The organism is Streptomyces sp. B1866 (assembly GCF_031932565.1).
In the GTDB taxonomy this organism is placed as follows: Bacteria; Actinomycetota; Actinomycetes; order Streptomycetales; family Streptomycetaceae; genus Streptomyces.
In genome coordinates this window covers 1-26,242 of record NZ_JAVSCF010000061.1, presented here as the reverse complement: position 1 = coordinate 26,242, position 26,242 = coordinate 1, and the positions used below count along the sequence as shown (strand labels likewise).

The following is a 26,242-nucleotide window of genomic DNA, read 5'->3' as shown; positions in this document are numbered from 1 at the left end:
TCACGATCTACAGCTGGAGTACTAGGCGGCGGTGCCGGGCACCGGGCCGGGCAGGGTTGGGGAGTCCGCTCTCGGACGCGGGCATGGCTATCCTCTGTTGGTGGAGAGCGGGTCGGCCGATTCTCGGAAAAGGCCCGGCCGAACCGCTTGGTAGTGAATCCGCCTCGCCCTTCGGGGCGGCGGGGCCCGGCGCCTGGGAGCGGCTAACTCCCGGGCGCCGGTGTGCTGTGCGGGCCCGAAGGCGGTCACCGCGTCGGCGGGTACGTCACGCTCGCCTCCCCTCGGGTCGGTGCCGCGGCGTGCGGCGACCGACACCATACGAGCGTCATCGCGGTCCCGTCCAGCGTGTACCACCACCACCTACCAGCGAAGTAGCAATTTGATGCGTCGCTGAGTCGCGAAGTGAGGCACTTAAGAGGTGGGTTCCGGGACAGGGTTAGTTGTACTACAGTGGTCGACGTGAGCCTGCGTCGCGAGGTCACCGGTGGAGGAGGTGGACATGACCCAGAAGTCCAACCGCGACGACCCGCGTCTGGTGGCCCGCCGCCTGGATCACCTCTTCCGGAACGTCCATCCGCCCACCCGCGGGCCGTACACGATCACCGAGGTCGCCGAGGCCACCGGGGTGTCCTTCAGCGCGATCCAGCAACTGCGGGCGGGGAAGAAGAACAACCCGACCATGGCCACGATCAGGGCCCTGGCCGAGTTCTTCGGGACCTCGCCGCTGTACTTCTTCCTCGATGACGACGCGGCCCAGAAAGAGGAGGCCCAGCTCGATCTGCTCGCCGCCGTGCGGGACGGCGACGTGGCCGAGGTGGCGCTGCGGGCTTCCGGGCTGTCTCCGGACGGCCTGCGCGAGGTGCGCAGCATGGTCGACTACGTCCGCCACCGCGAGGGCCTGCCGCCCCTGCCCGCTCCCGACGAGCCCGGCCCCCGGGGCTGACCGCCGCCGCGTGCAGTCGGCTCGGCCTGCGGCGGTCACTCGCCTTCGCGCATGAGCACGATGAGGTGCAGGCGCGGGTTACGCATCGGCACCAGGCCCAGGATGCGCACCGCGACCTCCTGGTGGCCGTGGAAGGGCAGGCACAGGCGGCGGATCGACCCGTCCGGGTGCTCGACCGCCTCACCCTGCTCCCACATCTCCCGCGCCTCCTCATTCACGGCGAGGACATCGTCCAGGAGGTGCTGCAGTGGCTCGTACGTCGGGTACCGCGCAGCAGCGATCCGCATGCGGGCCAGGAACGACCGGGCCCAGTCCTCCTGCCAGTTGACCAATTGCCGACGGGCCTCGGGGTTGAGGAATCCCCACCGCATGATGTTCGGCTGATCGGCGATCCACGGGAACCACTCGCCCATGGGCTGGTTGCAGCGCAGGATGTTCCATGCCCGGTCAGCCAGATATGCCGGGTGGGGCAGTTGGGCGTCGAGCATTGACTGGAATGCGGGAGCCGCAGCGGACTCGGCATCCGATTCGGGTTCCTCGTGCGGGTCAGGCGGGCGGCCGATAGCGAGCAGGTACAAGGTCAGCCGTTCGGCCGGGGTCAGACGGAGAGCGTGAGCCAGTCCGTCCAGGGATTCCGTGGAGTAGTTCGCGTGGCGGCCGTTCTCCATCTGCCAGTACCATCGGTCGCTGAATCCCGCCATGCGCGCGACCTCGGCCTGCGACACAGGACGCATGCGGTTACGCCCCGGGGAGACCAGACCCGGGATGCGCATGGGGTCGAGGCGATGCCGCCAGCGCAGCAGCAGCTCCGGCAGCGACTCCCGACCCGCGGCCTCTCCTCCCGGTCTTCGGTCCGTCGACCTCACCGCCCTCCGTTGATCTCCCGCCCCTTCGTCCGACGCCCTACCCGAATTCGATGTCCAGCCGACCCGCTGGGGCAGCACACCTACCCGAACGCACCGCCTGCGATCACGCAGAGAACCCTCGCGCCTCGTTCGGGCCGTCGGTACGGCATTGGACAAGGCCAGGTTCACACGCGCCGGGTGCGTCGGCATCTTCGTGTACTCCGGAAGTGGCACTTCGTGAAGTGTGCCTTCACCGCGCTATCTGGCAGAGTGCGCGCCGAATCGACAGCGATGAAATCCGACGTTGCCGTGTGCGCTCGGCGTAAGGGGAAGAGCCGTCCCCTGCCACCACGCGCCGCCGTCGGTCCGATGTTGGTATCCGGGCTCTCTGCTCACGGGACGGACAGGGGGCGATGAGTACGGCGGGGTGAGGACGATGGTCGCTTGGTGGCGCAGGACGCACGACGCGTTGAAAGCCGTGATACCGGTGATCCCGGATCCGTTCGATGTGGACGAGATGCTCCGCCTCCTCGCCGAGCAGCGCGGCCGGGCGATCCACCTCGTCCCCTGGAAGCTCCCGGCGGACAGCCTGTGCGGCATGTGGGCCGCGACTCCCTCGGCCGACTACCTCTTCTACGAGCAGGACACCACCCCAGCCCACCAGGACCACATCAAGCTGCACGAGATGGGCCACATGCTCCTCAGCCACGGCCCGAACCGCCCCCTGCGCGCCGCCCTGGCCCGCACGCTCCTGTCGGACCTCCCCGCGAAGACGCTTCCCCTCGTCCTCGGCCAGCCCCGCTACTCCGACCCCGAGGAACGCCTCGCGGAGACCTTCGCCTCCCTGGTCCTCACCGAGGTCAGCCGCCGCCTCCCGGAAACCGGGAGTGCCGTGTCGCAGGAAGCCGCCGAAGCCGTCCGCCGGGTGGAGAACACCCTGCGCACGCCGCGGAAGTCCCTTCGCGCCGCATGAGCCCGGAGCAGCTCTGCTACCCACTCGCCGCCACCGTCGGCGCCGCCGCCCTCCTTCACCGGGTCGGTCACCTGCGCCAGGACCCGCGCAACGCCACGTTCCGGGCCCTGTGCCTGGCCCTGGGCATGGCCTCCCTCGCCTTCCTCACCGCCACGCCGGCCGTCCACCGGCCCGTCAGCCACATGCTGGGAATGCCCCATCTCGGGCAGCTGGTCGTCCACGGCTCGATGATCACCTTCTGCGCCTGCGCCCAGCGCGTCCTCCTGGCCTGGATGTACCCGCCGGAAGTGGCCCGGCGGAAGGCACGCCGACGGGCCACGCCCAAAGCCCTCGCGCTGGCTGCGATGACCATTCTGATGGCCGTCACGCCCGCCAGCCACGGGACGCCCGAGCACTTCGCCGGCGACCACGCCGCCACTTCCTCCGCGGCCGCGTACCTCCTGGTCTACTTCACGACCGTCGGTACGGGCGTCGCAGAGATCGCCCGTCTGTGCCGATGCCTGACCCGGGCCGCCGACCGCCCCTGGCTCAAACGCGGCCTGTGCCTCACCGGCACCGGTGCGCTGATCTACCTCGGCAACGCCGCCCTCAGCAGCGCCTACGTCATCGCCCGCATCCTGGGCTCCCAGTGGGACCCCGTCTACACCGCGGCCCCGATCGCCGCCACCATCGGCGCCGTCCTCGCCTTCACCGGCCTCGTCCTGCCCAATCTCGGGCCCCGGCTCTCCCTGGCCCGCCGCTGGCTGCAGCGGCTGCGCGCCTACCACCGGCTACTGCCGCTATGGCTCGCCCTGTGCGACGCCCTCCCCGGCCTCGCCCTCCACCCGCCGGTCGGCCCCTGCCGGGAACGCTTCCGCCTGAGCGCGCTCGACTACCGCCTCCACCGGATGGTCACCGAAATCCGCGACGCCCGCCATGAACTCCGCGACCGCATCGATCCCCGACTCCTGCAGGCCCAGCAGGAACTCATCGACTATCCCGGCCCCGTCGACGGCAAGCAGCGAGCCGTTCTCGAAGCCGCCTTGATCCGCCAGGCACTGGGCTCACCGACTCCGATTCCAGCAGATTCCCTGGACGGCCTGCCAAGGGGGCTCCCGCCCGTGGGCGGCGATGACTACGAAGGGGAACTCGCCTGGTTCGTGCTGGTCGCCGAAGCCTTCGCCGACGCCACAGGTGCCTACCTTCTGCACGTCCTTGACACGCATTCCTCGATGCCGACCCATGCCACCGAGGGACAGTCGTAGGCCAGCCCGACCGTAGCCCGCAGCGAGGGAAATAGATCTGCTGCGCAGACTGGGGCTCCACGCTGTGTAGCGATCTCGTACGCCGTGCGCCGCAACGGGCTGGCGGCCATGGTGCCCCTGCCGGTCAGGAATCGCCCTACTCCTGACCGGCCTGCACGCGCGCGCTCACGTTCATTCACCCAGCGAGCCCGCCATGTCCGTGCCGAGAGCAACCGCACACGGAGTGCCGGAGTTCACATTCGCCCACAGCAGACGGGCACGACTGGAAATCCGGCTTGCCGGAATGTCAACCTACCAACGACCGGAAATCCGGCACCGATCCGTCCCCCCTATCACCAATCTCCAGCCTAGCCAAACTCGAAGATATCCGGACCCTGGTGACTGCCAACCGCACGTCGTCTGGGAGTCCGAAGATGCCCGAAACACCATCCCGCACTTACGAGACCGCTTTCCTGACCCTCCCGAAAGCCGCCGAGTATCTCGGGGTCTCACCGAACACCCTCTACGTCTGGCGCCACCGCCGCCAAGGGCCTCCCAGCTTCCGCATGGGCCGCCGCGTGATGTACAGGATCTCGGCACTCAACGACTGGGTCTCCCAACAGGAACAGGCGGATTCGCGCTCGAACACCGCACTCAACCCGCTCAACCGGAAGGTGACACGACGTGCCGCACGCGACCTCCGCTAGCAGCCGGACGGCTGCTCTGCCGCAGGTATTACCGACTCCCCCGCAGGCTTTCAGTCTGCAGCGACCTCGAATCCACTCGTACGATACAAAGACGCGAGGCCCGTAGATCTCCATGGCGGGATACATAGAAGACCGCTGGCTGAAGAAGCGGCCGGACAAAAAGACAGGCAAGCGAGAGCGCACAGCTCGCTGGGGGGTGGGACAGCGGTACCGGGTTAAGGGGATACCCGGCGTTCCGGACCGCTCGTTCGACACCAGCGAGGACGCGAAGCAGTGGCTCGCCACCGCTCAGACCGACACCAAGCGCGGTGAGTTCGTCGACCCCCGGGACAGCGGGATCCTTCTGGCCGAGTACATCGAGAACCACTGGTGGCCGGGACGATCCGACGAACCGTCGACGGCCGCGCCAATGCGCAGCCGCATCTGGAACCACATCATTCCGCTGCTCGGGGCCACGACGCTCCGGGACATCGACGCCTCCGCGCTGCGGTCCTTTAAAACCGACCTTCTGGCGCGGGTGGACGACTCCACGGCCGAGGTCATCTGGATCCACCTGACGACGATCCTCAACGCGGCCGTCGACGACAAGCGACTGCTGAAGAACCCGGTCAAGGTGCACCGGACGGTCAAGGCTCCGAAGCGCACCCAGAAGAAGGCGAAGGCGTGGGCGCGTCCAGTCGTTGATGCCGTCCGGATGGGGTTGCAGGAGCGCTATCGCTTCGCGGTGGACATCGGCCTGGGACTCGGACTCCGGCAAGGGGAAGCCTTCGGGCTGGCAGAGGAGGACTTCGACTTCAAGGCCGGAGTCGTACGCGTCCGGCGGCAACTCCGGTGGGACGCGAAGGGGAGGCCGTACTTCTGCTTGCCGAAGGGCGGCAAGACCCGCGTCGTACCGCTCTCCCCCGTCCTCGCCCATCGCGCCCGTGCGCACATGCGGCGGTTCCCGCCCGTCGAGTGCACGCTGCCCTGGCGCAACCCCGAGCCACCGACCACCCGCCTGGAGGAACGGCAGCGCAAGCCGATCACGGTCCGGCTCGTCCTCAGCACCTCCCAGGGCAACCGGATCCTCTACCGCACCTGGAACGAACGCAGCTGGAAGCCCGCGCTCGTCTCAGCCGGGGTCATCCGGGTCGTGGGCGAGAAGGTCCAGAAGTACGGCGGGCGGGTGCGCGCGTACCCGGTCTTCGAGCTGTCGCGCGAGGACATGTTCCATGTCCTGCGGCACACGTACGCCAGCGTCCAGCTCGACGCCGGCGAGTCGATCGTCAGCCTGTCCGAGTGGCTGGGCCACGCCTCCCCCAAGATCACGCTCGACCACTACGCTCACTTCATGCCGGGTGCCGGCAGGCGCGGCCTCGCGGCCATGGACTCCTGGCTCATTCAAGATCAACTTCCGAAAGTCCCCGAGAAGTCCCCAGCCACCCGAACGATCAAGGAAATCTTCCTGAAAGCCCAGGTCAAGGGCATGGTCGCTAGCGCGGACAACCTGAAGGCCAAGTACAAGGAGACGTCGCGGGGCGGGCTCGCGGTCAACGTGGTGGAGTGCTAGAAAACCGGCCCTGACCTGTGGCTTCGAGTCTTTCACCGCGGTCGGAGTACGGCACCGGTCCGCGGCGCCGGGGCAGGATCGACTCGCCTGTGAGAGCAACCCGGTGATCGTGGAGTCTACCGACCGCAGGCAGTTCTGCCCGTAATGTCCGTCCGGGGCGTCTGCCATGTTCTGGAGTCGGTACTCGGCCGTCCGCCCCCGGAAGGGAGGCGTTGGCCGCGTGGGCGGGATCCGAAGCGGCTTTCGGGGGTGTCAGCCCGCCACCGCCGACAGTCCCTGCCTGGTGGGGAAAACGGGCCTGATGGGAACGGGGCTGAGGGGGACGGCAAAAGCAAAGGGGGACGGCAAAAAGCAAAGGCAAGGAGATCCCACTCCTCGCCACTCTTAACTTATAGCGCACAGGGGGGCTTGCGGCAAGGCCCCGGTCGTACCGCAGAATCAGCGGCCGAAAGCTGGAACCTGCGGAAACGGGGAGTCGCGAAGTGCGGGTGTTGTTGACGACATGGGGATCGCGCGGGGATGTCGAACCGCTGGCGGGACTGGCGGTGGCGCTGCGGGACCTCGGTGCGCAGGTGCGGGTGTGCGCGCCGCCGGACGAGGAGTTCGCGGCGCTGCTGGCGCGGGTCGGCGTGCCGCTGGTGCCGCTCGGTCCGACGGTGCGCTCGGTGGTCGCCGGCACGAGGCCGCCGACGTCTGAAGACGCGTTCCGGCTCGCTCCCGAGTTGGTCGCCGCGCGGTTCGACACGCTCACCGCGGCGGCCGAGGGATGTGACGCGCTGCTGGCGACCGGCCTGATGCCGGCCGGCGCGCGGGACGTGGCCGAGAAACTGGGCATCCGCTACGTGTGCGCGTGCTTCCACATCTTCGGGCTGCCGTCGCGGCACTTCCCTCCCGGGGCGCGGCCGGGCAAGCCGTCCCCGCGGGGCGAGACCGACAACCGGGTGCTGTGGGAGCAGGACGCTCAGAGGGTGAACGCGTTGTACGGCGGGGCGCTCAACAGCCGTCGGGCGGCGATCGGCCTGCCGCCGGTGGACAACGTCCGCGACCACGTCTTCACCGGCCGACCGTGGCTGGCGGCAGACGCGACGCTGTGTCCCTCACAGGGCATGACGGACCTCGACGTCGTACAGACCGGGGCGTGGATCCTGCCCGACGACCGTCCGCTCCCGGCAGGGCTGGAGGCGTTCCTGGACGCCGGTGCACCGCCGGTGTACGTGGGCTTCGGCAGCATGGCCGCGCACGCCCCGAAGGGCATCGCCCGGGTGGCCACCGACGCGGTCCGCGCGCACGGCCGCCGCGTACTGCTCGCCCGCGGCTGGGCCGGTCTGGCTCCGGTCGACGACGCCGAGGACTGCTTCGTCGTCGGCGAGGTCAACCAGCAGGCGCTGTTCCGCCGGGTGGCCGCCGTCGTGCACCACGGCGGCGCGGGCACCACGACGACGACGGCCCGGGCCGGCGCGCCCCAGGTGGTGGTCCCCCGGATCGCGGACCAGCCGTACTGGGCTGCCCGAGTGGCCGAGCTGGGCATCGGCGCGGCCCACGACGGTTCGACGCCGACCTTCGGCTCCCTGTCCGCCGCGCTCTCCACGGCCCTGACGCCCGGGACCCGCGCGCGGGCGCGGGACGTGGCCGGCGTGGTCCGCGCCGACGGGGCGGCGGTGGCCGCGAAAATGCTGCTCGACGAGGTCAGCCGGGACAGGTCGCCCGTATCCGCGTGAACGACGGGCCGTCTTCATGCCGGGAGCCGGTGGGCGGCCTCCCGGCCATGGACGCGAGACCGCGTCGGCCCGGTGCGGCGGCCGACGCGGCCCGGCCGGTCGGGGGCCGGGACCGCCCGGGTGTCGGCGCGTCGCCGCCACGGTGGCCGTCGGCCTGACCCCGGGCACGAGGTTACGCAGCGGGCGGTCACGCCTGGCTTCGGTTTGCCGGCCGCGCGGTCTCCGCTCGTGCGGCTCGGCGCAGGGCCAGCAGGGCGACCGCGGCCACGACGGCCACGACCAGGCTGAAGGCGATCCCGGCGGTGCGCAGCCCCACGGCGTCGGCGGCCAGTCCTTCGCCGACCACCGGCAGGGAGATCGCCAGGTAGAGGACCAGGAAGAAGGTGGAGGCGACCTGGGCACGCTGTCCGCTGGGGGCCTGCGCGTTGAGAGCGGCCAGCCCGGCCCGCAGGGCCACCCCCTGCCCGAGCCCGGCCAGCACGGCGGAGGTGATCAGCAGCACCAGCGATCCGGCTGCCAGCCCCGCGGCCAGCAGGACCATACCTCCGATCAGCGCCGCGCACCCGGCGGGCAGGGCCGCGCGGCCCAGCGGCCGGGTGAGCGTGAGCTGTCCCAGCGCCGACGCCGCGAACGTCACGCACACCACGGCGCCGGACACCGCCGGATCGGGCACTCCGAGCAACTGGCGCAGGAACACCGGCACGACCGCGGTGAACAGTCCGAACACCGCGAACCCGGCGAACCCGGCGATCGCCGCCCGCGTGAACGTGCCCCGCACCGAGCCGGGCACCCCCGGCCTGGCCAGGGTCAGACGCGGGCGGTCGGCCGCCGCCACGGGTTCGGGCATGAGCCACACGCCGGCCGCGGCCAGGGCCAGCAGCACCAGGTGCACCGCGAACGGCAGCCGCAGCGGCGCCGGGGCGAACTGGGCGAGCAGGCCGGAGAGCACCGGGCCGGAGCCCAGTCCGCCCATGTTCGCCACCGTGGCCACCGCGGTGGCCTGCTCCGCGCCGTCCTCGGGTGCCAGGTCGACCAGGGTGGCGGTCGCCGTCCCGGTGAAGATGCCCGCGGACAGGCCCGACAGCACCCGGCCCACCAGCAGCAGCGCCAGGCCGTGCGCGGCCAGGAACACCAGCGCGCTCAGCGCCGCGCAGGCCAGGCCCGGCAGCAGGGTCCGGCGCCGGCCGATGACATCCGAGACCTGCCCGAGCGCCGCCAGCGCCGCCAGGACTCCCACCGCGTACGCGGCGAAGACCACGGTGGAGGTGAGCAGGGAGAAGCCCATCTGGCGCTGGTAGAGGACGTACAGCGGCGTCGGCAGTGTGGTGCCCACCATCGTCACCCAGAAGGCCACCGCCACCAGCCAGAACGCCACCGCCCGCGGCACCCTCCGGCCGGTGCCCGGGCCCCGCGGGCTGGTCCGTGCGCGGTACGGCGGGGTGCGGTTCAACCGGCTGCCTCCATTCCGGGCGCGGGCTCACCCGGCGACGCGACAGCGACCCCCGGCCGGCGGCACCTGGCACCCGCGGCGCGCGGTGTGCCCGTACGGCTCCGCTGGTCCGGGCCGCGTCCCCGGGGCGTACCGGACACTGACCAAGGCGGGCGGGTCAGGGCTTCGGTATCACGTCATGGCCCCTTGTGCGCGTACCGTGGCTGAACCCCGTCAGCACTTGAATTCGGCCTGATGGTGGACCAGCCCGTAGAGGATGTCCGTCTGCTGCCCGCAGACGGCGGGCGGCGTCTAAACGGGAGTCGACGGATCGTCGTCGGCGGCGGCACTTCCGCCGAGGGCAACACTGAGAGAAGCCGCGGCAAAACCGGCCGCGGCGAGGATGCTACGCAGACGCATGACCGTCCTTTGTCCGATGCCTTACTTCCCCCGGAAGTCGCTTGTATCGCCTCTTCACATTTCTCCCTTCTGTGGCGGCTCATCGCAGCACGGGTCTCCCGCATGCCGCCGGATGCGGGCGCGTCTGACCTGCCTCGCCTTCTTGTCTAAGCCATCCCCTGCCGTCGCGCTCTGCCGAAGACCGCCAGGCGGGTGAGACGCGCACCAGGGCCAGCCGCCGGCTCCCGGAGTCACGGGCGGGCGTCCTCGTGGCCGGCAGCCGTGAGCGCGGCGCGCCGGGCGGCCAGGCGCTCGCGTAAGCGGTAGGCGCGGCGCCGGAGGAGGCGGCGCCCGTCGGCGAGGACGACGGTGGCGCGGGTGCCGACGAGTCCGGTGCCGCCTCCGGCGGGCGGGGTCCGGGCCGAGCGGAGACGTACCCCCCTCCCGGGCTCGATGCCGGGCGTCGGCCGCGGCGTCGCCCGGCCCCCGCCGGCCCTGGCGGCGGTCGCGACGGTCGTGCCGGTGTGTCGTCGGTGACGCTGACGTCGCACGGCGCCGGGATGTTCCCTACGGCGGTGAAGACACCGTCGGAGTGGGTGAACGACAGGATCGCCGGGGTCGGCCGGCTGAGCACCGTGAGCGGCACGTGCGCGCTCCACGCCCCGGGGAGGAGGACGAGGTGGTCGGTGTCCGGCGGCGGTGAGCGAGTGGTCGCCGTAGGCCGGGGTCGGCGCCGGTGCGGGGGCCTTGGCCAGGGCCAGTGGCGGGGACCAGGCTCCCCAGGCGTCGCCGCGTACTCCCCTGGCCCGGACCCGGTACGCGCCCGGGGGGCAGCGCCCGTGCGGACCTGACGCCCCGTAGGTTGTCTCTCTTCGCGCAAGTCTCTGCCACCACTCTTGCCCTGTCGACTTACCGCCCGTAACCTCCGCCGGGCCGGGCGCAGCACGTCGGTGCGCCCCCTCGGAAAGGGATGTGACCGTGAGTGCAGGTATACGTCGGACCGCGGTCATAGCGGCGCTGTCCACCAGCGCGGCGCTCGGTCTTTTCGCGGCGGCCGTCCCCAGTTCCGCCGGGGTGTCGCCCGGCCCGACCGCGGTCGCCCCCGCGGACAAGCCCGGCCCGGTCAACCGTCTCATCGTGAAGTACCGGTCCGGCCTGTCCAGCACGGTCATCTCCGGACGGATCTCCACCAGCGCGAAGCGGCAGGGCCACGCGGCTCGCCTTCAGCGCCGGCTCGCGGACGGTGCCGCGCTGGTGGACCTCGGTGCCCGTGCCGACGCCGGCGCCATCAGCGCGATGCGGCAGGCGTTCGCGGCCGACCCGGACGTGGCCTATGTCGAACGCGACCAGATGCTCCAGCCGGCGGCCGTCCCGGACGATCCCGAGTACGGCAGGCAGTGGAACCTGTACGAGCAGACCGGCGGCATGAACGTGGCCGACGCCTGGACGAGCACGACGGGCGCCGGCGTCACCGTCGCCGTCATCGACACCGGCTACACCGCGCACTCGGACCTCGCGGCGAACATCGTGCCCGGGTACGACTTCATATCCGACGCGGCGACGGCCCGGGACGGTGACGGGCGGGACGGCAACGCCGCGGACGAGGGCACGTGGAACACCGCCGGGCAGTGCGGGTTCGGCAGCGGGGAGACCTCGTCGAGCTGGCACGGCACGCACGTGGCGGGAATCGTCGGCGCGGTCACGAACAACGGCAAGGGGGTCGCGGGCGTCGCCCCCGGCGTCAGGATCCAGCCGGTACGGGTCCTCGGCGCGTGCGGCGGCACCACATCGGACATAGCGGACGCGATCACCTGGGCATCCGGCGGATCCGTACCGGGCGTGCCCGCCAACCCCACGCCCGCCAAGGTCCTCAACCTGAGCCTCGGCGGCAGGGCGCCGTGCGCGACGACCACCCAGAACGCCGTCGACGGAGCCGTCTCGCGCGGCGCCACCGTGGTCGTCGCGGCAGGCAACAGCAATGACGACGCCGCGAACCACACCCCGGCGAACTGCGCCAACGTCGTCACCGTCGCCGCGTCCGGCCGCGGCGGCGCCCGCGCCTCGTACTCCAACTACGGCGCCAGCGTCGACATCACCGCGCCGGGCGGCGACGGCTCCGACCGCATCCTGTCCACCCTCAACACCGGCACCACGACACCCGGCGCCGAAACCTACAAGGCGTACCAGGGCACCAGCATGGCCACTCCCCACATCTCCGGTCTCAGCGCCCTGCTGCTGGCCAGGCGCCCGGGCCTCACCCCAGCCCAGGTCGAGTCCGCGATCAAGGCCGGCGCCCGGCCGCTGCCCGGCGGCTGCTCCGGCGGGTGCGGCGCGGGGCTCGCCGACGCCGCCAGGTCCGTCGCGGCGCCCGACGCCCCGCAGCCCGCGGCGACGGTGACGGTCACCAAGCCGAGCGGCCAGTGGGCGCTCAAGGGCTGGCAGATCTCGCCGCTCCAGCTGACCGCCAGGGCGAGCGACGGCGCGCCGGTCACCTTCACGGCCACCGGCCTGCCGCCCGGCCTGACGATCAGCTCCGCGGGCCGGATCTCGGGCACCCCCACCGCGGCAGGCGCCTTCACCACCACCGTCACGGCCAGCGCGTCCGGCGCCTCGGCCAGGACAGCCTTCTCCTGGCAGGTCTGGGGCTGGTGACGCTCCACGGGCAGGCCCCATGACCGGTTTCACCCGAATGGCCTAGTCGCTCTGCATTGCTCCGGATGGCGTAGTTATGGTGGGGATGCGCGTCGGCCCTGCCCGCCAGACCGCCTCACGGCATTCGGCCACCGGAAACCCAACTCGGCGAATCCGCCATGGAATCGGTCACGCGGAATCACGGAGAGGGAACGGGCCGCACCGGGGACCGGCCGGGCACCGGCGGGACGGCGCTCCGAGAATCCGGACACGCCCGAAAGGAGCGACTGACGATGACGGCAGTTGCGACAGCCACCAAGTTCCTGGTCCTTTCCGAGGAGAACTCGGGCCAGGAAGCCAGGGTCCAGAACCTCGGCCTCGTCACCGTGGCTCTGGAGGAGAACCCGAGCACCGGGTACCACTGGGAGTACATGCAGATCAATCCCTCGGAAGAGGGCCAGGTACGACTACTCAACGACACGTTCCTGCCCGGCAACCGGATACCGGGCGCGCCGGGGGCCCGCGTGTTCCTTCTCCAAGCGGTAAGCCCGGGGCACACGGAGATGAGGTTCTGCCTCTACCCGCCGAGCGGAGCCGAACCCGTCAAACAGCTCTCGTTCCCCACCGACATCATCATCCCGTAGCGGCGCGCGGCACCCTTCGTCCCGCACCCGGCTCGCCGCCCGGCCCCCGCGGCCCGGCGGCGAGCCGGGCCGTTCACGAGGCGGCGCGGTCCTCGCCGCCTCAGGCCCCGCGCCTGGCGGCTCGCCGCACCCCTACCGGCATCTCCGTCCGGACCGGGCAGCGCGCCTCCGGCGAGGCGAAGCCCTCGGCCTTCCGCGCATCGCGGGAGGCCGAGGGCTTCCGCGATGCGCGGCAAGCGGAGTGCGCCGCCCGGCGACGACCGGTCGCGTTGTGCGAGGCTGACAAGTCCCCCGGCGCGGGCTGTCACACGGCCCCGGCAGACCGCGGGAGCGCGTACTGCTCTGTTGACACCGCCCCAGGAGAAACCCTAGCGTTTTTACAGAACGGAACTGTTCTTCAAATTCTGCCCGTGGGGACGGAGTGGGCATGAACACCGTGGCCGACGTCTTCGTCGCCGGCTCGACCGCCGCGGCCGACGGGCCGTACGCCGCCCGGCCGCCGCGACCCCGGACCGCCGGCGCGGTGCGGCGGCTCGGGACCCTGGACAGCACCTCTCGGACAGACCGCTGAGAGCGCCGGTCCCGTACGCCAAGGAGCGCAGTCAATGACCGAACGTTTCACCCTGCCGCGCCGCAGGGACCTCAAGCCCGCTGAGGACTACGGCTTCTTCGGACCCGGCTCGGTCACCTGGAAGGTGTGGAGCTACCCGACCTCCCTGACCGTCGGCTTCCAGCGGGCCGTGGTGGTCGAGGAGCTCGACCCGGCGCTGGTCACCGCGGTCACCCACACCTACGACATCTTCAAGCGGCCGCGCACCCGCTACAGCCGCACCCTGAGCTACTTCGCCCTGGTCGCCTTCGGCGACACGCGCACCACCGCGAAGGCCGCCGACGTGCTGGTCAAGGTGCACTCCAAGGCCGTGGGCACCGAACCGCTCAGCGGCAGGCCGTACGACGCCAACGACCCGGACTCCCAGCTGTGGATCCACCTGACCGCCTGGCACTCGATCCTCTACGCCTACGAGAAGTACGGACCGGGCAAGCTGTCACCGGAAGAGGAGGCGCGCTACTGGGAGGAGTGCGCGGTCGCGGCCGAGTTGCAGACCTGCGACCCGGCCGACGTCCCCCGGACCCGCGAGGGCGTCCGGGAGTACTTCGAGCGGATGCGTCCGCAGCTGGTGGGCTCGGAGATGGCCCGCAACGCGATGAACCACCTGCTGGACAGCAAGGTCATGCTGCCCGACCTGCGGTGGCCGGTCCGGCTCGTGGCGGAGGTGATCTCCGCCTTCATCGACACCGCGACGCTCGCCACCATGCCCCGGTGGATGCGGGACATGGCCGGGCTCCCCCAGTCCCGCCTGGTCGACGCGCTGATCGTGCCGGTGATGCGGATGGGCTTCGGCTTCGTGCACCTGAGCCGGCGGCTCGAACTGGTGCTGCTCGCCCTGCTCTCGCCCCGCACGGTGCCGATCGCCGGCCCGGTGCTGCTGCGCGTCCCCCCGCAGAACGCGGAGACGCTCACCCCCGCGCAGGCCCGGGAGCGCTACGGCTACGCCAAACCCTCGGAGGCCCACCCGGAGCTGCGCAGGAAGCAGAAGGACAAGGCCCACGCCGGGATGCGCACCAGCGACGAGGGCCTGCACGAGTCCGAGCCCTACCTGGGCACCGCGTGAGCCGCTCCCGGGCCGTGCGCGCCGGCGGCGTGCCGGACGCGCCCGGGCCGTCAGTCGAGCTTCTCGCCGAACAGGGCCAGGATCGTGGTCAGGAACACCGGTTCCAGCTCGGGGATCGCCTCGGCGCCCAGGGTGTAGAGGCAGTGGCGGACGCGGTCCGCCATGCCGCCGACGAGGATGTCGAAGGTGTCGTCGGGGAGTTCCGGCCGGCTCGGGTCCTCCCGGCGTACGACGCGGTGGTACGTCAGCCGGTACAGCTCGGCGATGCGCTCCGACCGCCTGCCGTACAGCGCGGCGACCTCGGGGCCGGCGGCCAGGCCCTCGATCATGAACGTCCAGGTCGCCGCGGGATACGCCGCCATCAGCGCCAGATAGGCGCGCATCGACACCCGCAGGCCGGTCCGCCATTCGGTGTAGGGCACCTCCTCAAGAGGGGCGGACACCTGACTGAGCGCCACCTCGGCGCCCTCCCGGAACGCGGCGAGGAAGCATTCCTGCTTGCCCGCGAACTGACGGTAGAACGCCTCCCGGGACGTGCCGGCACGCTCCACGATGTCGCCGATCGTGACCGCCGCGTATCCCTTCTCCGCCGTGACCTCCAGAAACCCGATGAGGAGACGAGCGCGCTGGGACGCCGCCACTTCCTCCCGGCTCAGGCCGTGCCGGGACGGCAACCGCTGCCCGACCTTCGCGAACGCCTGCCGGGCCGAGGGTACGGATGACTCGCTCACCAGCCCATGCTAACCCGCCGGTCCGCCCCGGCCAGGGGTCCGACGGTCTTCGGCAAGCACCGCTCCGGCGCCCCGATATCCGGCCCGGCCGATTCGTCTCGCGCGAGTGGGGGAAAACGCCGCCGAATACGGGGACACCGGGTGCGGCCCAGGCCGGCGGAAAAAGAAGCCGTCTACTCGATCCCACGGAAAACCGGCCGGAAAAACCGGCCGCCCACTCTTCCGGAAAAGTTGGTTCAGAGAACACCAACCGAAGCCTTGACGACATTCGGACCCCTGAGTAATTTACGGATCGGCAACAGAACCCGGCTGACCCGGAAATCCTGACCCGAGGGTGGAATCAGGGGGTCGCTTTCCCTGCCCTCGAAACAGCGGCCTTATACGCCCCGCGGTGACGCCTGCGCGCGCACCACCGCCGGAAACGGCCGCACAAGGAGCACCAGCCCCCCGTCCAGACCGGGCACGCGACGTACCCGCCGTCAGTCCCGGCGCCACGAGAGAACGCCTCAATGGGAGTCATCATGCGTATAGCCAAGCCGAAGGCAAGAACCGCACTGGCGGCCGCCGCGACCGTGGGCCTCACCGCGGCCGTCCTCGGCGTCGTCGGCACCGGCAGCGCGTCCGCCGAACCCGTCTCGCTGAAGCTGAACTACACCTGCGTCTTCCCGCAGATCGACGAGCAGCAGATATCGGTCGTGATCAACACGGACATCCCGAAGACGATCAAGGTCAACACCTCGGTCCCGAAGTTGGCGATCCACGCCGTGTCCACGGTCAACGAGGACACCACGGCGGGCCTCGGCCTCGTGGGCGCCGCGACGCTCGAAGGCCAGGCGAAGACGGCCGCCGTCGTCGCGGTCCCGCAGGGCACCGTCAGTGTCAAGCCGACCTTCACCATCGCCCAGACGAAGGTTCCCGAGTCCGGCTCGTTCAACGTCGTGGCCAACGGCTCCGTGCCGCCCCTGACGTTCCGCAAGACCGGGCACGGCAAGATCACCGTGGGTGACATGACCCTCATCCTGACCGTCCGGAACGCCGAGGGCAAGGCCGTCGACATGGACGACGACGGCAACGAGAGCTTCGCCTCGCCCTGCCAGCAGGTCCCGGGTCAGAAGAACATCCTGGCCGAGTTCGACATCGTCTCCTGACGACGCCGTCCCAACAGCCGTCGCGGCCGGTCCGGCACGGACCGGCGCGGCGTGCGGAGCGCCCCGTGTCCCGTTCCCCTCCGCCGGAAGGCGGGTCAGGGCGCGCCTCCGGGCTCCGGGCCCTGGTAGCCGGGCCGGGACGAGGCGTCGATGCCGACCTCGTAACGGATGCGGGGATTCAGCGTGTTGCCGCCGACGTGCGCGCCGGTGGAGTGGACGGCGAGGCCGATGGCGTGGTGGGTGGGCGCGGCGAAGGTGTTGCCGGTGATGGTGGCGTCCTGTACGTCCTCGAACATCAGGGCCTGCGAGGCCACCAGCGTCTCGCAGTAGTTGTCCTTGACGACGAAGCCCGAGGTGACGCCGTGTCCGTCGCCCTCACCGTCGTCGGGCCCCTCGGCCATGAGGCACATGTTGTCGATCTGCTCGCAGCGGTTGCCCTCGATCACCACGCCGCGGCTGGCGGGGGTGTCGTCGGCGAAGGTCTGCATGCAGTCGGCGTGGCCGTAGCGGTTGTCGGTGCCGGTGACCGTGTTGCCCACGATCCGGATGCCGTCGCCGAAGAAGCGGATGCCGTCGCCGTCGCCGCCCCGGGGCCGGGACACCACGGTGTCGCGGAGGGTGATGTCCTGTCCGGTCAGCTCGACGCCGGGGGCGTGGGGGCGGTCGACCCGGTAGCCCTCCACGACGACGTGGTCGGCCTCGACGGTGATGCCGCCCACGGTGGCGCCGCCGCCGGTGTAGGTGACCGGCTTGTCGCGGGTGCCGCCGCGGGTGATGACCAGCCGGTCGGCGGACAGGTCGCGGTCGAGGCACACCACGTCCCCGGGCCGGGCGGCGCCGGCGTCTCCCGGGGCCGCCATGTGCCGCGTGCAGGCCGCGGACGGAGCGCCGGAAGCCGTGGGCGAGGGGCCCGCGACCGCGGTGATCACGGTGGCGAGACCGGCGAGGATGCTCTGTGCGGTCATCATGCGGGGACCGTAGAGCCGGGCGCGCGGGACCCCTCCCGTGGGCCTGGCGGGCGCCCCGGGGGCCGTCTTCCGGCCGCCGATAGGGTGGGACCTGTCGGGGGATCGGCTGCTGGGGCTGGCGGAGGTGCCGGTGGGTGCGGAGGACGCGGCGGAGCACCTGCCGCGGCTGCGGCTCGACGAGCTGCTGGAGGAGTTGCAGGTCCGGATCGACGCGGTGCGCGGCACCCGGGACCGGGTGCACAGCCTGCTGGAGGCGGTCCTGTCGGTCGGCCAGGAGCTGGACCTGCCGCAGGTGCTGCGGCGGATCGTGGAGGCGGCCGTGGTGCTGGTGGACGCCGAGTACGGGGCCCTGGGCGTGATCGGCGACGACCAGCGGCTCGCGCAGTTCCTGACGGTGGGCATCGGCGAGGAGGGCCGCGCGGCGATCGGGCCGCTGCCCTCCGGCCACGGCATCCTCGGCGAGCTGATCCGGCACCCCGAGCCGCTGCGGCTGAAGGAGCTGTCGCAGCACCCGGCCTCGTACGGCTTCCCGGCCAACCACCCGCCGATGCACTCCTTCCTGGGCGTGCCCATCCGGGTGCGCGACGACGTGTTCGGCAACCTCTACCTGACCGAGAAGCGCGGCGGCGCCGAGTTCGACAGCGAGGACGAGACCGTGCTGTCCACGCTGGCGGTGGCGGCGGGGGTCGCGGTCGAGAACGCCCGGCTGTTCGAGGCGGCGCAGTACCGGCAGCGCTGGCTGGAGGCCAACGCGGAGGTGGTGGGCAGCCTGCTGTCCGGGGCGGACGAGATGTCCGTGCTGGAGATGCTGGTGGACCGCGCGCAGCGCATCCTGGGCGCCGACCTGGCCGTGCTCACGCTCCCCGAGGGCGGTTCGGCCGAGCGGCTGCGGGTGGCGCTGGCCCGGGGCAGGAACGCCGACACGCACCAGGGCCTGGTGCTTTCGTGCGAGGGCACGTTCGCCGGAGCGGCCATGCTCGGCGGCGAGCTGATCACCAGCCCGGACGTCAGCGCGGACGAGCGGGTCACGACGGGGCCGCCGCGGTGGTCCGGGCTGGGGCCGGCGGTGGCGGTGCCGCTGCGCACCGGGGAGGGCGTGCGCGGGGTGCTGGTGCTGGCGCGCGCGGCCGGCGGAATGGCGACCTTCACCGAGGCCGAGACCGAGCCCCTGCTGGCGTTCGCCGGGCAGGCGGCGCTGGCGATGGAGCTGGCCGAGCGGCGGCGGGCCGCCGAGCAGCTGGCGCTGCTGGAGGACCGCGACCGCATCGCCCGCGACCTGCACGACCTGGCCATCCAGCGGCTGTTCGCCACGGGCATGACGCTGCAGAGCACGGTGCGGTTCGTGTCGGACCCGCAGGGGTCGGAGCGGCTGCTGCGGGCGGTGGACGACCTCGACGAGACCATCAAGATCATCCGCTCGACGATCTTCGGGCTGCGGACCCACGAGTCGGCCCAGGCGCTCCAGGGGCTGCGGGTGCGGGTGGCCAAGACGGTGGAGGAGGCCGTGCCCGCCCTGGGCTTCACGCCGTCCCTGCGGATGGAGGGGCTGGTGGACACCGACGTGCCGGGCGAGGTCGCCGAACACGTGGTGGCGGTGCTGGGCGAGGCGCTGTCCAACGCGGCGCGGCACGCGCGGGCCGGCGGCGCGGACGTCGTACTCGTCGTCAGGGCGGGCACGCTGACCCTGACCGTCGCGGACGACGGGGTGGGCGTCCCCGAGGACGGCCGGCGCAGCGGCCTGGCGAACCTCGCGGAGCGGGCCGCGCGGCTCGGCGGCCGGATGGACCTCCAGGCTCCGCCGCAGGGCGGCACCCGGCTGGTGTGGAGCGTGCCGCTGCCGCGGGAGTGACCGCCGGCCGGGCCGCGGGCTGCGGGCCGGTCGCGGGTTGCGGGCCGGGCCGCGGGCCACGGGCGGGTCACGGGCGGTCCGCCAGCACGGCGGCGGCCGGGCGGCGCTGCGTCGCGGGTCCTTCCGGCCCGTAGCCGACGCGGACGAGCATCTGCGCGTGCCCGGCGTCCCGCCGCGGGTCGGCGCCCGCCTCCCGCCGCGGGCCGGTGAGCGCCCACCGCAGGTCCGGCCACTCCAGGGCCTGGTGCAGCAGCGAGGTGCGCAGGCCCTGCGCGGTGGCGGCCAGCAGCAGGTGCTCCAGGGCCTGGCCGGCCCGCAGCCAGTCGGCGCGCCGGTCGTGGGCGGTGGCCAGGACGGCGACGACCGGCCGCTCCTCGAAGACGGCGGCGGGCGTGTCGGGTCCGCGCGTCCCGGTGAAGTCGCGCACCGGCATCCGGCCCGTGCTGTCGCGCAGGCCCAGGGCGAGGCCGGGCAGCCCGTCGGGCGCGGACTCGCGCAGCCAGCCGCGGGTCTCCGCGCTGCGCGCGGCGTCGCGGGTGTTGCGCCGCTCGGCCTCGGCGGTGACGCGCAGCAGCCGCGCGGTCTCCGGGTCGTCCGGCCAGGTGAGGCAGGCGCCCTCGGCGCGGACGGCCTCGGCGAGACCGGCGAGCACCTCCCGCCGCGGGCGGCGCGGCAGGTAGGGGAACCGGCTGCTGTGCCGGCGCCACAGCGCGGCGTACAGGTCGCGGCGGTGCCCGGCGCCGGGCCGGGCCGTCCCGGCCGGCCGGCCGCACCGTGGCCAGCAGCCCGGGGTCGGCGGGGTCCGGCAGCAACCGTACGACCGGCTCCCAGCCGAAGTTGGCGACGGCGACCCGCAGGTTGAACACGGCCGCGCCCACCGACACGTACAGCGCCCGGCCCGTGGGGTCGGTGCGCCGCAGGGCGCGGTCGGCCGCGGCGCGCACCTCCAGCGTCGCGGCGTCCGGGTCGAGGCGGTAGCGCCACGGCTGGGTGTTGTGGATCGAGGGCGCGGCGACGGCGGCGGATATCAGGGTCTCCAGGGTCGTCGCGTCGAGTTCGGTGGCGGTCATGGCGGTCTCCTCCCGGCCTGGTCCCCAGGCTGCCGCCGCGCGGGGCCGGCGGACAGGGCCGTACGGCTCCCGGGGCGGGGCCGGCCGGGCAGTGGGGCTACCGGGGGCGGTGGCCGTCGGCCGACGGGGCGGCCGCCTGGCTGGCCAGGACGGCGGCCTGGATGCGGCGCTCGACGCCGAGCTTGGCCAGCAGGCGGGAGATGTGGTTCTTCACCGTCTTCTCGGACAGGTACAGGCGCTTGCCGATCTGGCGGTTGGTCAGGCCCTCGCCGATCAGGCCCAGGATCTCCCGTTCGCGCGGGGAGAGCCCGGCCAGCGCCTGGTCCTGCGGGTCGGCGGGCGCGTCCTCGCCGCGCAGGCTGCTCATCAGCCGGGCGGTGGTGGCCGGGTCGAGCATCGACTGCCCGGTGGCCACGGTGCGCACGGCGGCGATCAGGTCGGAGCCCTTGATCTGCTTGAGGACGTAGCCCGCGGCCCCGGCCATGATCGCGTCCAGCAGCGCGTCGTCGTCGTCGAACGACGTCAGCATCAGGCAGGCCAGGCCCGGCATGGCCGAGCGCAGGTCGCGGCAGACGGAGATGCCGTCGCCGTCCGGCAGGCGTACGTCGAGGATCGCCACGTCCGGCCGCAGCGCGGGGCCGCGGGCCAGGGCCTGGGCGGTGGTCGACGCCTCCCCGACGACCTCGATGTCCGGTTCGGCGTCGAGCAGGTCGTGCACTCCGCGCCGGACGACCTCGTGGTCGTCGAGCAGGAACACCCGGATGGGCGCCTGCGGCGAGAACTCGCGTGCCTCGGTCATGATCATCCTTCGTGGTGCTGGAAAAGCGGCTCAGTCTGACGATCCTGGCCCTGCGCGGACCCCGCGCACCAGGGCCGAGTGGTCCCTTCAGGGGACTGGTCCGGCACGCCGGAGGGCCCTGCGGCAGGGACCCGTTCGGCTCCTCCGTGGCATACCCGGCGCGTGCGACGGTACTGGTCAGACCCGGACGGGTTGTTTCCGACGTGCCGAGGGGATGGGGCCCGATGAGCGACAACGTGAGGCTGTGGCGCTGGCGGCGCAATCCGCTGCGGCGCCGCTCGGACGTGGCGGAGGCGTGGGCCGGCCTGGCCGTCGGCACGCTGATCGCCCTGGGCGCGCCGGCGGCGGGAGTCGTCACCGGCGTGGCCGTCGAGCAGGACATGCTGCGGCAGAGCGAGACCCGGCACCGCACGCCCGCCGTCCTGGCCGAGCGGGCGCCGTCGCCGGAGGGCGGCGCCGAGGAGGATACGAAGGTGCTCGCCACGGTGCGGTGGACCGCCTCGGACGGCACTCCGCACACCGGAAAGGCGCTGGTCAAGCCCGACAGCCCGGCCGGCGCCAGGGTGAGTGTCTGGACCGACGGGGACGGCCGGCTGCGCTCCGCCCCGGCCACCCCCGGGCAGGCGCTGGCCGGTGGGGTGATCAGCGGCTCGGCCGCGGCGGTGGTCACCGGCGTGCTGCTGGCGGGCGGCGGCCGGGTGATACGCGCGGGGCTGGACGCGGCGCGGGCGACGCGGTGGGAGCGGGAGTGGGCCGAGATCGGGCCCCGCTGGAACCAGCACACCGCCTGAGGGACGCGGGACCGNGACGCGGTGGGAGCGGGAGTGGGCCGAGATCGGGCCCCGCTGGAACCAGCACACCGCCTGAGGGACGCGGGACCGGCCGCGCCGCCCGGGATACGCGTGCGCGCCGGACCGCGCCAGGGCTCGTGGCCTGGCGCGGTCCGGCGCGTACGCGCGTGCGCCCGCCGGGCCCGGGCCTTCGGCGGCAGGTTGTGGGCCCGCTGTACGGCGGGCGGGCGCGTACGGGCCGTACGGCGGGCCCACGGGGGGCGGCGGCCTCAGAACAGCGGGCCGACCACGGGCGGCCCGCCGTGCCCGGCGGCGGCCGGACCGGTCAGGTCGAACCGGACGTCGACCACGCCCTCCACCGCGCGGGCCAGGCGGGCGGCCACCGGCACCAGCGAGGTGTCGCGGATCCGGCCGCCGAAGGTGACCACGCCCTCGTTCACCTCGGCGTGGACGGGCGGCGGGTCGCCGGGGAAGAGCGGGGCGACGACCTCGCGGCGCACCTCCTCGGCCAGGTCCTCGTCCGAGCGCAGGAAGACGGTGAGCAGGTCGGCGCGGCTGACGACGCCGGCGAGCAGCCCCTGCGCGTCGGTGACGGGCAGCCGCTTGACGCCCTTGCGCGCCATGAGGCGGGCGGCGTGGGCGAGGGTGGCGTCGGCGCGGACGGTGACGGCGGGGGCGGTCATCAGCTCCCCGGCGGTCACCGCGCCCGCCTTGGCGACCTCCCGCAGGTGGCGCACGACGTCCATGCGGCTGGGGTCGTCGTCCCGGTACTCCTCCTTGGGCAGCAGGTCGGCCTCGGAGACCACGCCGACGACGCGGCCCTCCCCGGCCAGCACCGGCAGGGCGCCGACCCTCCACTCCTTCATGGTCCTGACGATCTCCTTGAACGGCGCGTCCCGTCCGACCGAGACGACGGTCTGGGTCATCACGTCGCTGACGCGGCGCGGACTGCTGCACATGGCGGGTCCTCCTTGGACTTCCGACGGGGACTTCTGACGGGGACTTCTGACGGGACTTCGCCGGAGCTGCTCCGGCGGCTGCCGCCGGGGCGCCCCGGCCTCGCGGGCGCCGGGCCCGCGAGCGGGGAGGCCGCCGCCCGGCGCCGAGGGGCGCGCCGGACGGCGGCCGGGTCAGGCGGGGCGCCCCGGGGCCAGGAGCAGCGGTCCGGGGTGGTCGCCGCCGATCACCGGCTCCATGCCGCACCGCGGCGCCGGGCCGAGGCGGCAGCCGCCGCAGTCGCCGGACCCGCAGCGCAGGCCGCGGGCGAGGGAGACGCGGATCCGGTCGGCCGGGACTCCCCGGGCCGTCAGGGCGCGGCCCGCGGCGCGGACCACCGGGTCCGGGCCGCAGACGAACGCCGTGGCGCTCGCGGGGTCGAACCCGGCGCCGTCCAGCAGGTCGGTGACCGGGCCGGTGGCTCCGCGCCAGTGCGCATCTCGTCGCCGAGCCGGGCGTCCAGGTCGCGGTAGGCGGCGCGGACCGCGTCCCGGCCGGCGAGGTCGAGCAGCACCGCGCCGCGGTCGCTCTTGTGCAGCAGGCCGGGGCCGTGCGCCTTGAGGGCGACCCGGCCGCCGGGACCGGCCAGCCGGTCGGCGGCGGCGACGGCCGCCCGCTCGCTCTCGGCCCAGGCCCAGGGCGACAGGGGGACGCCGTAGGCGTCGAGCAGGTCGGCGCACTGGCGCGGGTCGAGCCAGCCGCCGTCGGGGTGGTCGGCGAGGAAGGCGTCGGCGAGGGCGCGGGCGGCCTCCGGGTCGGTGCCGGTCAGGCGCGGCACGGTGCCCTGGGGCCGGGCGAGCCAGGCGGCGCGCTCGGCGGCGTGGGCCAGGGCGCGGGCCGCGTCCTGCGGGTCGCCGTAGGCGGGCAGGGTGCCGCCGCCGGGCGTCTGGAGCAGCCGCACCTGCTCGGCCTGGTCGAGCAGCACGGCCGCGACCGGGTGGGGGCCGCGCCGCGGGCCGGGTCGGGTGAGGGCGTGCAGGGGGTCGTCGCCGGTGGCCTCGGCCAGCGCGGTGGGCGCCAGGGCGACCAGGACCGCGTCCACCGCGCCGTGCGCGGCGAGCAGGTCCACGCAGGCCCGCAGCGGCGCGCTGCCCACGGCGGCGGTGGCGTCGATCGGATTGGCGACGGCGGCCCCGGCCGGCAGCGCCTCGCGCAGCGCGGCGGTCAGGTCGGCGGGCAGCTCGGGCACGGTCAGGCCGGCCTCGGCGCAGGCGTCGGCGGCCAGTACGGCGGCGCCGCCCGCGTTGGAGACCACGGCCACCCGGGTGCCGGCGGGCAGCGGCTGGGAGTGCAGCAGCGCGGCGGTGCCCAGCAGGTCGGCGACCGAGCGGGTGGCGGTGATCCCGGCCTGGGTGAACAGGGCCTGCCGGGTCATGGTCGGGGTGGCCGCGGCCGCGGTGTGCGAGGCGGCTGCCCGCCGGCCGGCCGCGGAGCGGCCCGCGTCGACGGTCAGGACGGGCATCCGGCGGGCGACGCGGCGGGCGGTGCGGGAGAAGGCGCGCGGGTTGCCGAAGGACTCCAGGTGCAGCACGGCCAGGTCGGTGCGGCCGTCGTCCTCCCACCACTGAAGCAGGTCGTTGCCGCTGACGTCGTACTTGTCGCCGAGCGACACGAAGCTGGACACGCCGACGCCCAGCCGGGTCAGCCCCTGGAGGAGGGCGATGCCCACCCCGCCGGACTGGACGGCCACGCCCGCGGTGCCCGGCAGCGGCCGGTGTGCGGCGAAGGTGGCGTCCAGCCGGACCAGGTCGTCGGTGTCGGCGACGCCCAGGCAGTTGGGGCCGACCAGGCGCATGCCGTGGCGGCGGCAGGAGCCCAGCAGCGCGGCGGCCTGGTCGCGGTCGAGGCCGGAGGTGAGCACGACCAGGGCGCGCACCCCCCTGGCTCCGCACTGCTCGGCCGCCTCGGGCACCGCGCGGGCCGGTACGGCCAGGACGGCGAGGTCGGGGGCGTGCGGCAGGTCGGTGACCGACGGGTAGCAGGGGGTGCATTCGATGGCGTGCGCGTGCGGGTTGACCGCGTGCAGGCGGCCGGTGAAGCCCGCGCGGCGCAGGTTCTTCAGCACCGCCCGCCCCACCGAGCCCGGCTGGGTGCCCGCGCCGACGACGGCCACGGAGTCCGGGCGCAGCAGCGGCCGCAGGCTGGCGGTGTCGGCGGTGCGGCCGCGGGCCTCCACGGCGGTCAGGTAGCGCTCGTCCTGGTCCAGGCACACGGTGCAACGCACCTCGGGCCCGTCGAAGCGGCGGGCCACGGTCAGCCCGAGGTCGGTGAAGACCCGCTGGACGGCGCGGTTGTCGGCGAGCGCGTCGGCGGTGAAGAGGGTGACGCCGTCCTCGCGGGCGACGTGCACCAGGTGCTCCAGCAGCAGGGTTCCCACGCCGCGCGCGTGGAAGTCGTCGGCGACGGCCAGGGCGATCTCGGCCGTCTGAGGCTCGGCGCCGCCCTCGGACTCGTACTCGGCGATGCCCACCACGCGCGGGTCCTCGCCGTAGAAGGCCAGCAGCGCCCGGTGGCCGGGCCGCTCCGGGTCGCAGGCGCGGTCGGCCGCCCGGCGGCCCGGTTTCAGGCCCGCGCCGAAGAACCGCAGTCGCAGGTTCTCGGCCGACATCCCGTCGTACAGCCGCCGCACCTGCTCGTGGTCCTGGGGCCGGGCCGGCCGGATCTCGACCGTCCGCCCGTCAGTGAGCAGCGCGTGCGCCGCGGGTACGAGGTGTCCGGTCCGCGTCATCTTCAGGTCCTCTCGTCGGCTCGTCGGCGTCTTCCGGGCGAAAGCGCCTCGGCGGGTGCCTGGTGTCAGCGTTCCGCCGCGCCGGCCGCGCTCCCATGGGCTGCCCGGGGGCCTTTCCGGGACCGTTCGGCCCGGGTCGCCCCGGCTCGTCGGCCCCGGGTACCCGGGTCACGCCAGGCGGGTACGGCGGCGGGTGCCCGTGCCGCGGCGGTCGCGCGGGGGCCGGGGGCATAGCCGTGGACGGGGCCGTCATGGTCGGGCGACGGTCGCGCGCGGGGGCCGGGGTTTCGTCCGGGGTACGGGCGAGGCGGCCCGCGAGCGCGGTCGCGGACGCCGTCGCGCGGCTCCTTCGTCCGGTACGGGCGGGAGCGGGCCGTACCGGACGGGCGGCGGCGCGGCCTTCCGGCGGCGGCGCGCGGCGCGGGCGC

At 73.3% G+C, this 26,242-nt stretch carries 21 protein-coding genes; 13 read left to right on the top strand and 8 right to left on the bottom strand.

What is annotated here, in order from left to right; translation table 11 throughout:
• The first annotated feature begins 499 nt into the window (after positions 1–499).
• Positions 500–943 carry a helix-turn-helix transcriptional regulator gene (locus RKE29_RS11570; protein WP_312005082.1) on the top strand — a complete coding sequence of 148 codons (444 nt, stop codon included), beginning with the start codon at positions 500–502 and terminating at the stop codon, positions 941–943.
• Positions 944–978: 35 nt separating this feature from the next.
• Here RKE29_RS11570 and RKE29_RS11565 read toward each other — a convergent pair whose 3' ends face one another.
• Positions 979–1,668, bottom strand: a complete 690-nt coding sequence (locus RKE29_RS11565; RefSeq protein ID WP_369016035.1) for a helix-turn-helix domain-containing protein — start codon at positions 1,666–1,668, stop codon at positions 979–981.
• Positions 1,669–2,257: 589 nt separating this feature from the next.
• Between RKE29_RS11565 and RKE29_RS11560 the strand changes: the two genes are divergently transcribed.
• The 5 genes from RKE29_RS11560 (at position 2,258) to RKE29_RS11540 (ending at position 7,958) form a co-directional block, all read left to right on the top strand.
• Positions 2,258–2,761 (top strand): ParH-like protein, encoded by a 504-nt coding sequence (locus tag RKE29_RS11560; protein WP_312005081.1) that lies wholly within the window; start codon positions 2,258–2,260, stop codon positions 2,759–2,761.
• Positions 2,758–4,005 (top strand): MAB_1171c family putative transporter, encoded by a 1,248-nt coding sequence (locus RKE29_RS11555; protein ID WP_312005080.1) that lies wholly within the window; start codon positions 2,758–2,760, stop codon positions 4,003–4,005. The genes RKE29_RS11560 and RKE29_RS11555 overlap by 4 nt, the downstream gene beginning before the upstream one ends.
• 413 nt (positions 4,006–4,418) lie before the next feature.
• Positions 4,419–4,691, top strand: coding sequence for a helix-turn-helix domain-containing protein (locus RKE29_RS11550; protein ID WP_312005079.1), 273 nt, complete (start codon positions 4,419–4,421; stop codon positions 4,689–4,691).
• Positions 4,692–4,887: 196 nt separating this feature from the next.
• Positions 4,888–6,240: a site-specific integrase gene (locus RKE29_RS11545; protein ID WP_312005078.1), complete on the top strand. Its 1,353-nt coding sequence runs from the start codon at positions 4,888–4,890 to the stop codon at positions 6,238–6,240.
• A 482-nt stretch (positions 6,241–6,722) separates the two neighbouring features.
• Positions 6,723–7,958 (top strand): glycosyltransferase, encoded by a 1,236-nt coding sequence (locus RKE29_RS11540; protein WP_312005077.1) that lies wholly within the window; start codon positions 6,723–6,725, stop codon positions 7,956–7,958.
• Between the two features lie 187 nt (positions 7,959–8,145).
• On the opposite strand, the gene RKE29_RS11535 is transcribed toward RKE29_RS11540, so the two are convergent.
• On the bottom strand, positions 8,146–9,333 hold the full coding sequence (locus RKE29_RS11535) for an MFS transporter (protein WP_312005076.1): 1,188 nt from the start codon (positions 9,331–9,333) through the stop codon (positions 8,146–8,148).
• 1,431 nt (positions 9,334–10,764) lie between these two features.
• On the opposite strand from RKE29_RS11535, the gene RKE29_RS11530 reads away from it, so the two are divergent.
• From RKE29_RS11530 to RKE29_RS11515, 4 genes are all read left to right on the top strand, one after another.
• Positions 10,765–12,438 (top strand): S8 family serine peptidase, encoded by a 1,674-nt coding sequence (locus RKE29_RS11530; protein WP_312005075.1) that lies wholly within the window; start codon positions 10,765–10,767, stop codon positions 12,436–12,438.
• A gap of 272 nt (positions 12,439–12,710) precedes the next feature.
• On the top strand, positions 12,711–13,061 hold the full coding sequence (locus RKE29_RS11525) for a protease inhibitor I42 family protein (RefSeq protein WP_312005074.1): 351 nt from the start codon (positions 12,711–12,713) through the stop codon (positions 13,059–13,061).
• A gap of 427 nt (positions 13,062–13,488) precedes the next feature.
• Positions 13,489–13,632 carry a hypothetical protein gene (locus tag RKE29_RS11520; RefSeq protein WP_312005073.1) on the top strand — a complete coding sequence of 48 codons (144 nt, stop codon included), beginning with the start codon at positions 13,489–13,491 and terminating at the stop codon, positions 13,630–13,632.
• Positions 13,633–13,666: 34 nt separating this feature from the next.
• On the top strand, positions 13,667–14,734 hold the full coding sequence (locus RKE29_RS11515; RefSeq protein ID WP_312005072.1) for an oxygenase MpaB family protein: 1,068 nt from the start codon (positions 13,667–13,669) through the stop codon (positions 14,732–14,734).
• A 50-nt stretch (positions 14,735–14,784) separates the two neighbouring features.
• Here the strand turns inward: RKE29_RS11515 and RKE29_RS11510 are convergent, their stop codons facing one another.
• Positions 14,785–15,465, bottom strand: coding sequence for a helix-turn-helix domain-containing protein (locus RKE29_RS11510; protein ID WP_312005071.1), 681 nt, complete (start codon positions 15,463–15,465; stop codon positions 14,785–14,787).
• A gap of 521 nt (positions 15,466–15,986) precedes the next feature.
• On the opposite strand from RKE29_RS11510, the gene RKE29_RS11505 reads away from it, so the two are divergent.
• A complete protein-coding gene (locus RKE29_RS11505) occupies positions 15,987–16,613 on the top strand; it encodes a DUF6801 domain-containing protein (RefSeq protein WP_312005070.1) in 627 nt (208 codons plus the stop codon).
• A gap of 95 nt (positions 16,614–16,708) precedes the next feature.
• Here the strand turns inward: RKE29_RS11505 and RKE29_RS11500 are convergent, their stop codons facing one another.
• The gene (locus RKE29_RS11500) at positions 16,709–17,581 is read right to left on the bottom strand and encodes a right-handed parallel beta-helix repeat-containing protein (protein WP_312005069.1); all 873 of its coding nucleotides are present in this window, start codon (positions 17,579–17,581) and stop codon (positions 16,709–16,711) included.
• 157 nt (positions 17,582–17,738) lie between these two features.
• Here RKE29_RS11500 and RKE29_RS11495 point away from each other — a divergent pair, with 157 nt between their 5' ends.
• Positions 17,739–19,430, top strand: coding sequence for a GAF domain-containing protein (locus tag RKE29_RS11495; RefSeq protein ID WP_312005083.1), 1,692 nt, complete (start codon positions 17,739–17,741; stop codon positions 19,428–19,430).
• Between the two features lie 67 nt (positions 19,431–19,497).
• On the opposite strand, the gene RKE29_RS11490 is transcribed toward RKE29_RS11495, so the two are convergent.
• Positions 19,498–20,082, bottom strand: a complete 585-nt coding sequence (locus RKE29_RS11490) for a hypothetical protein (protein WP_312005068.1) — start codon at positions 20,080–20,082, stop codon at positions 19,498–19,500.
• Between the two features lie 515 nt (positions 20,083–20,597).
• A complete protein-coding gene (locus tag RKE29_RS11485) occupies positions 20,598–21,299 on the bottom strand; it encodes a response regulator transcription factor (protein WP_312005067.1) in 702 nt (233 codons plus the stop codon).
• A 224-nt stretch (positions 21,300–21,523) separates the two neighbouring features.
• On the opposite strand from RKE29_RS11485, the gene RKE29_RS11480 reads away from it, so the two are divergent.
• Entirely contained in the window at positions 21,524–22,090 is a 567-nt protein-coding gene (locus tag RKE29_RS11480) for a hypothetical protein (RefSeq protein ID WP_312005066.1), read from the top strand.
• A gap of 269 nt (positions 22,091–22,359) precedes the next feature.
• Here RKE29_RS11480 and RKE29_RS11475 read toward each other — a convergent pair whose 3' ends face one another.
• Positions 22,360–23,049, bottom strand: coding sequence for a CBS domain-containing protein (locus RKE29_RS11475; RefSeq protein ID WP_312005065.1), 690 nt, complete (start codon positions 23,047–23,049; stop codon positions 22,360–22,362).
• A 347-nt stretch (positions 23,050–23,396) separates the two neighbouring features.
• Positions 23,397–25,814, bottom strand: coding sequence for a GNAT family N-acetyltransferase (locus tag RKE29_RS11470; RefSeq protein WP_312005064.1), 2,418 nt, complete (start codon positions 25,812–25,814; stop codon positions 23,397–23,399).
• Between the last annotated feature and the right edge of the window lie 428 nt (positions 25,815–26,242).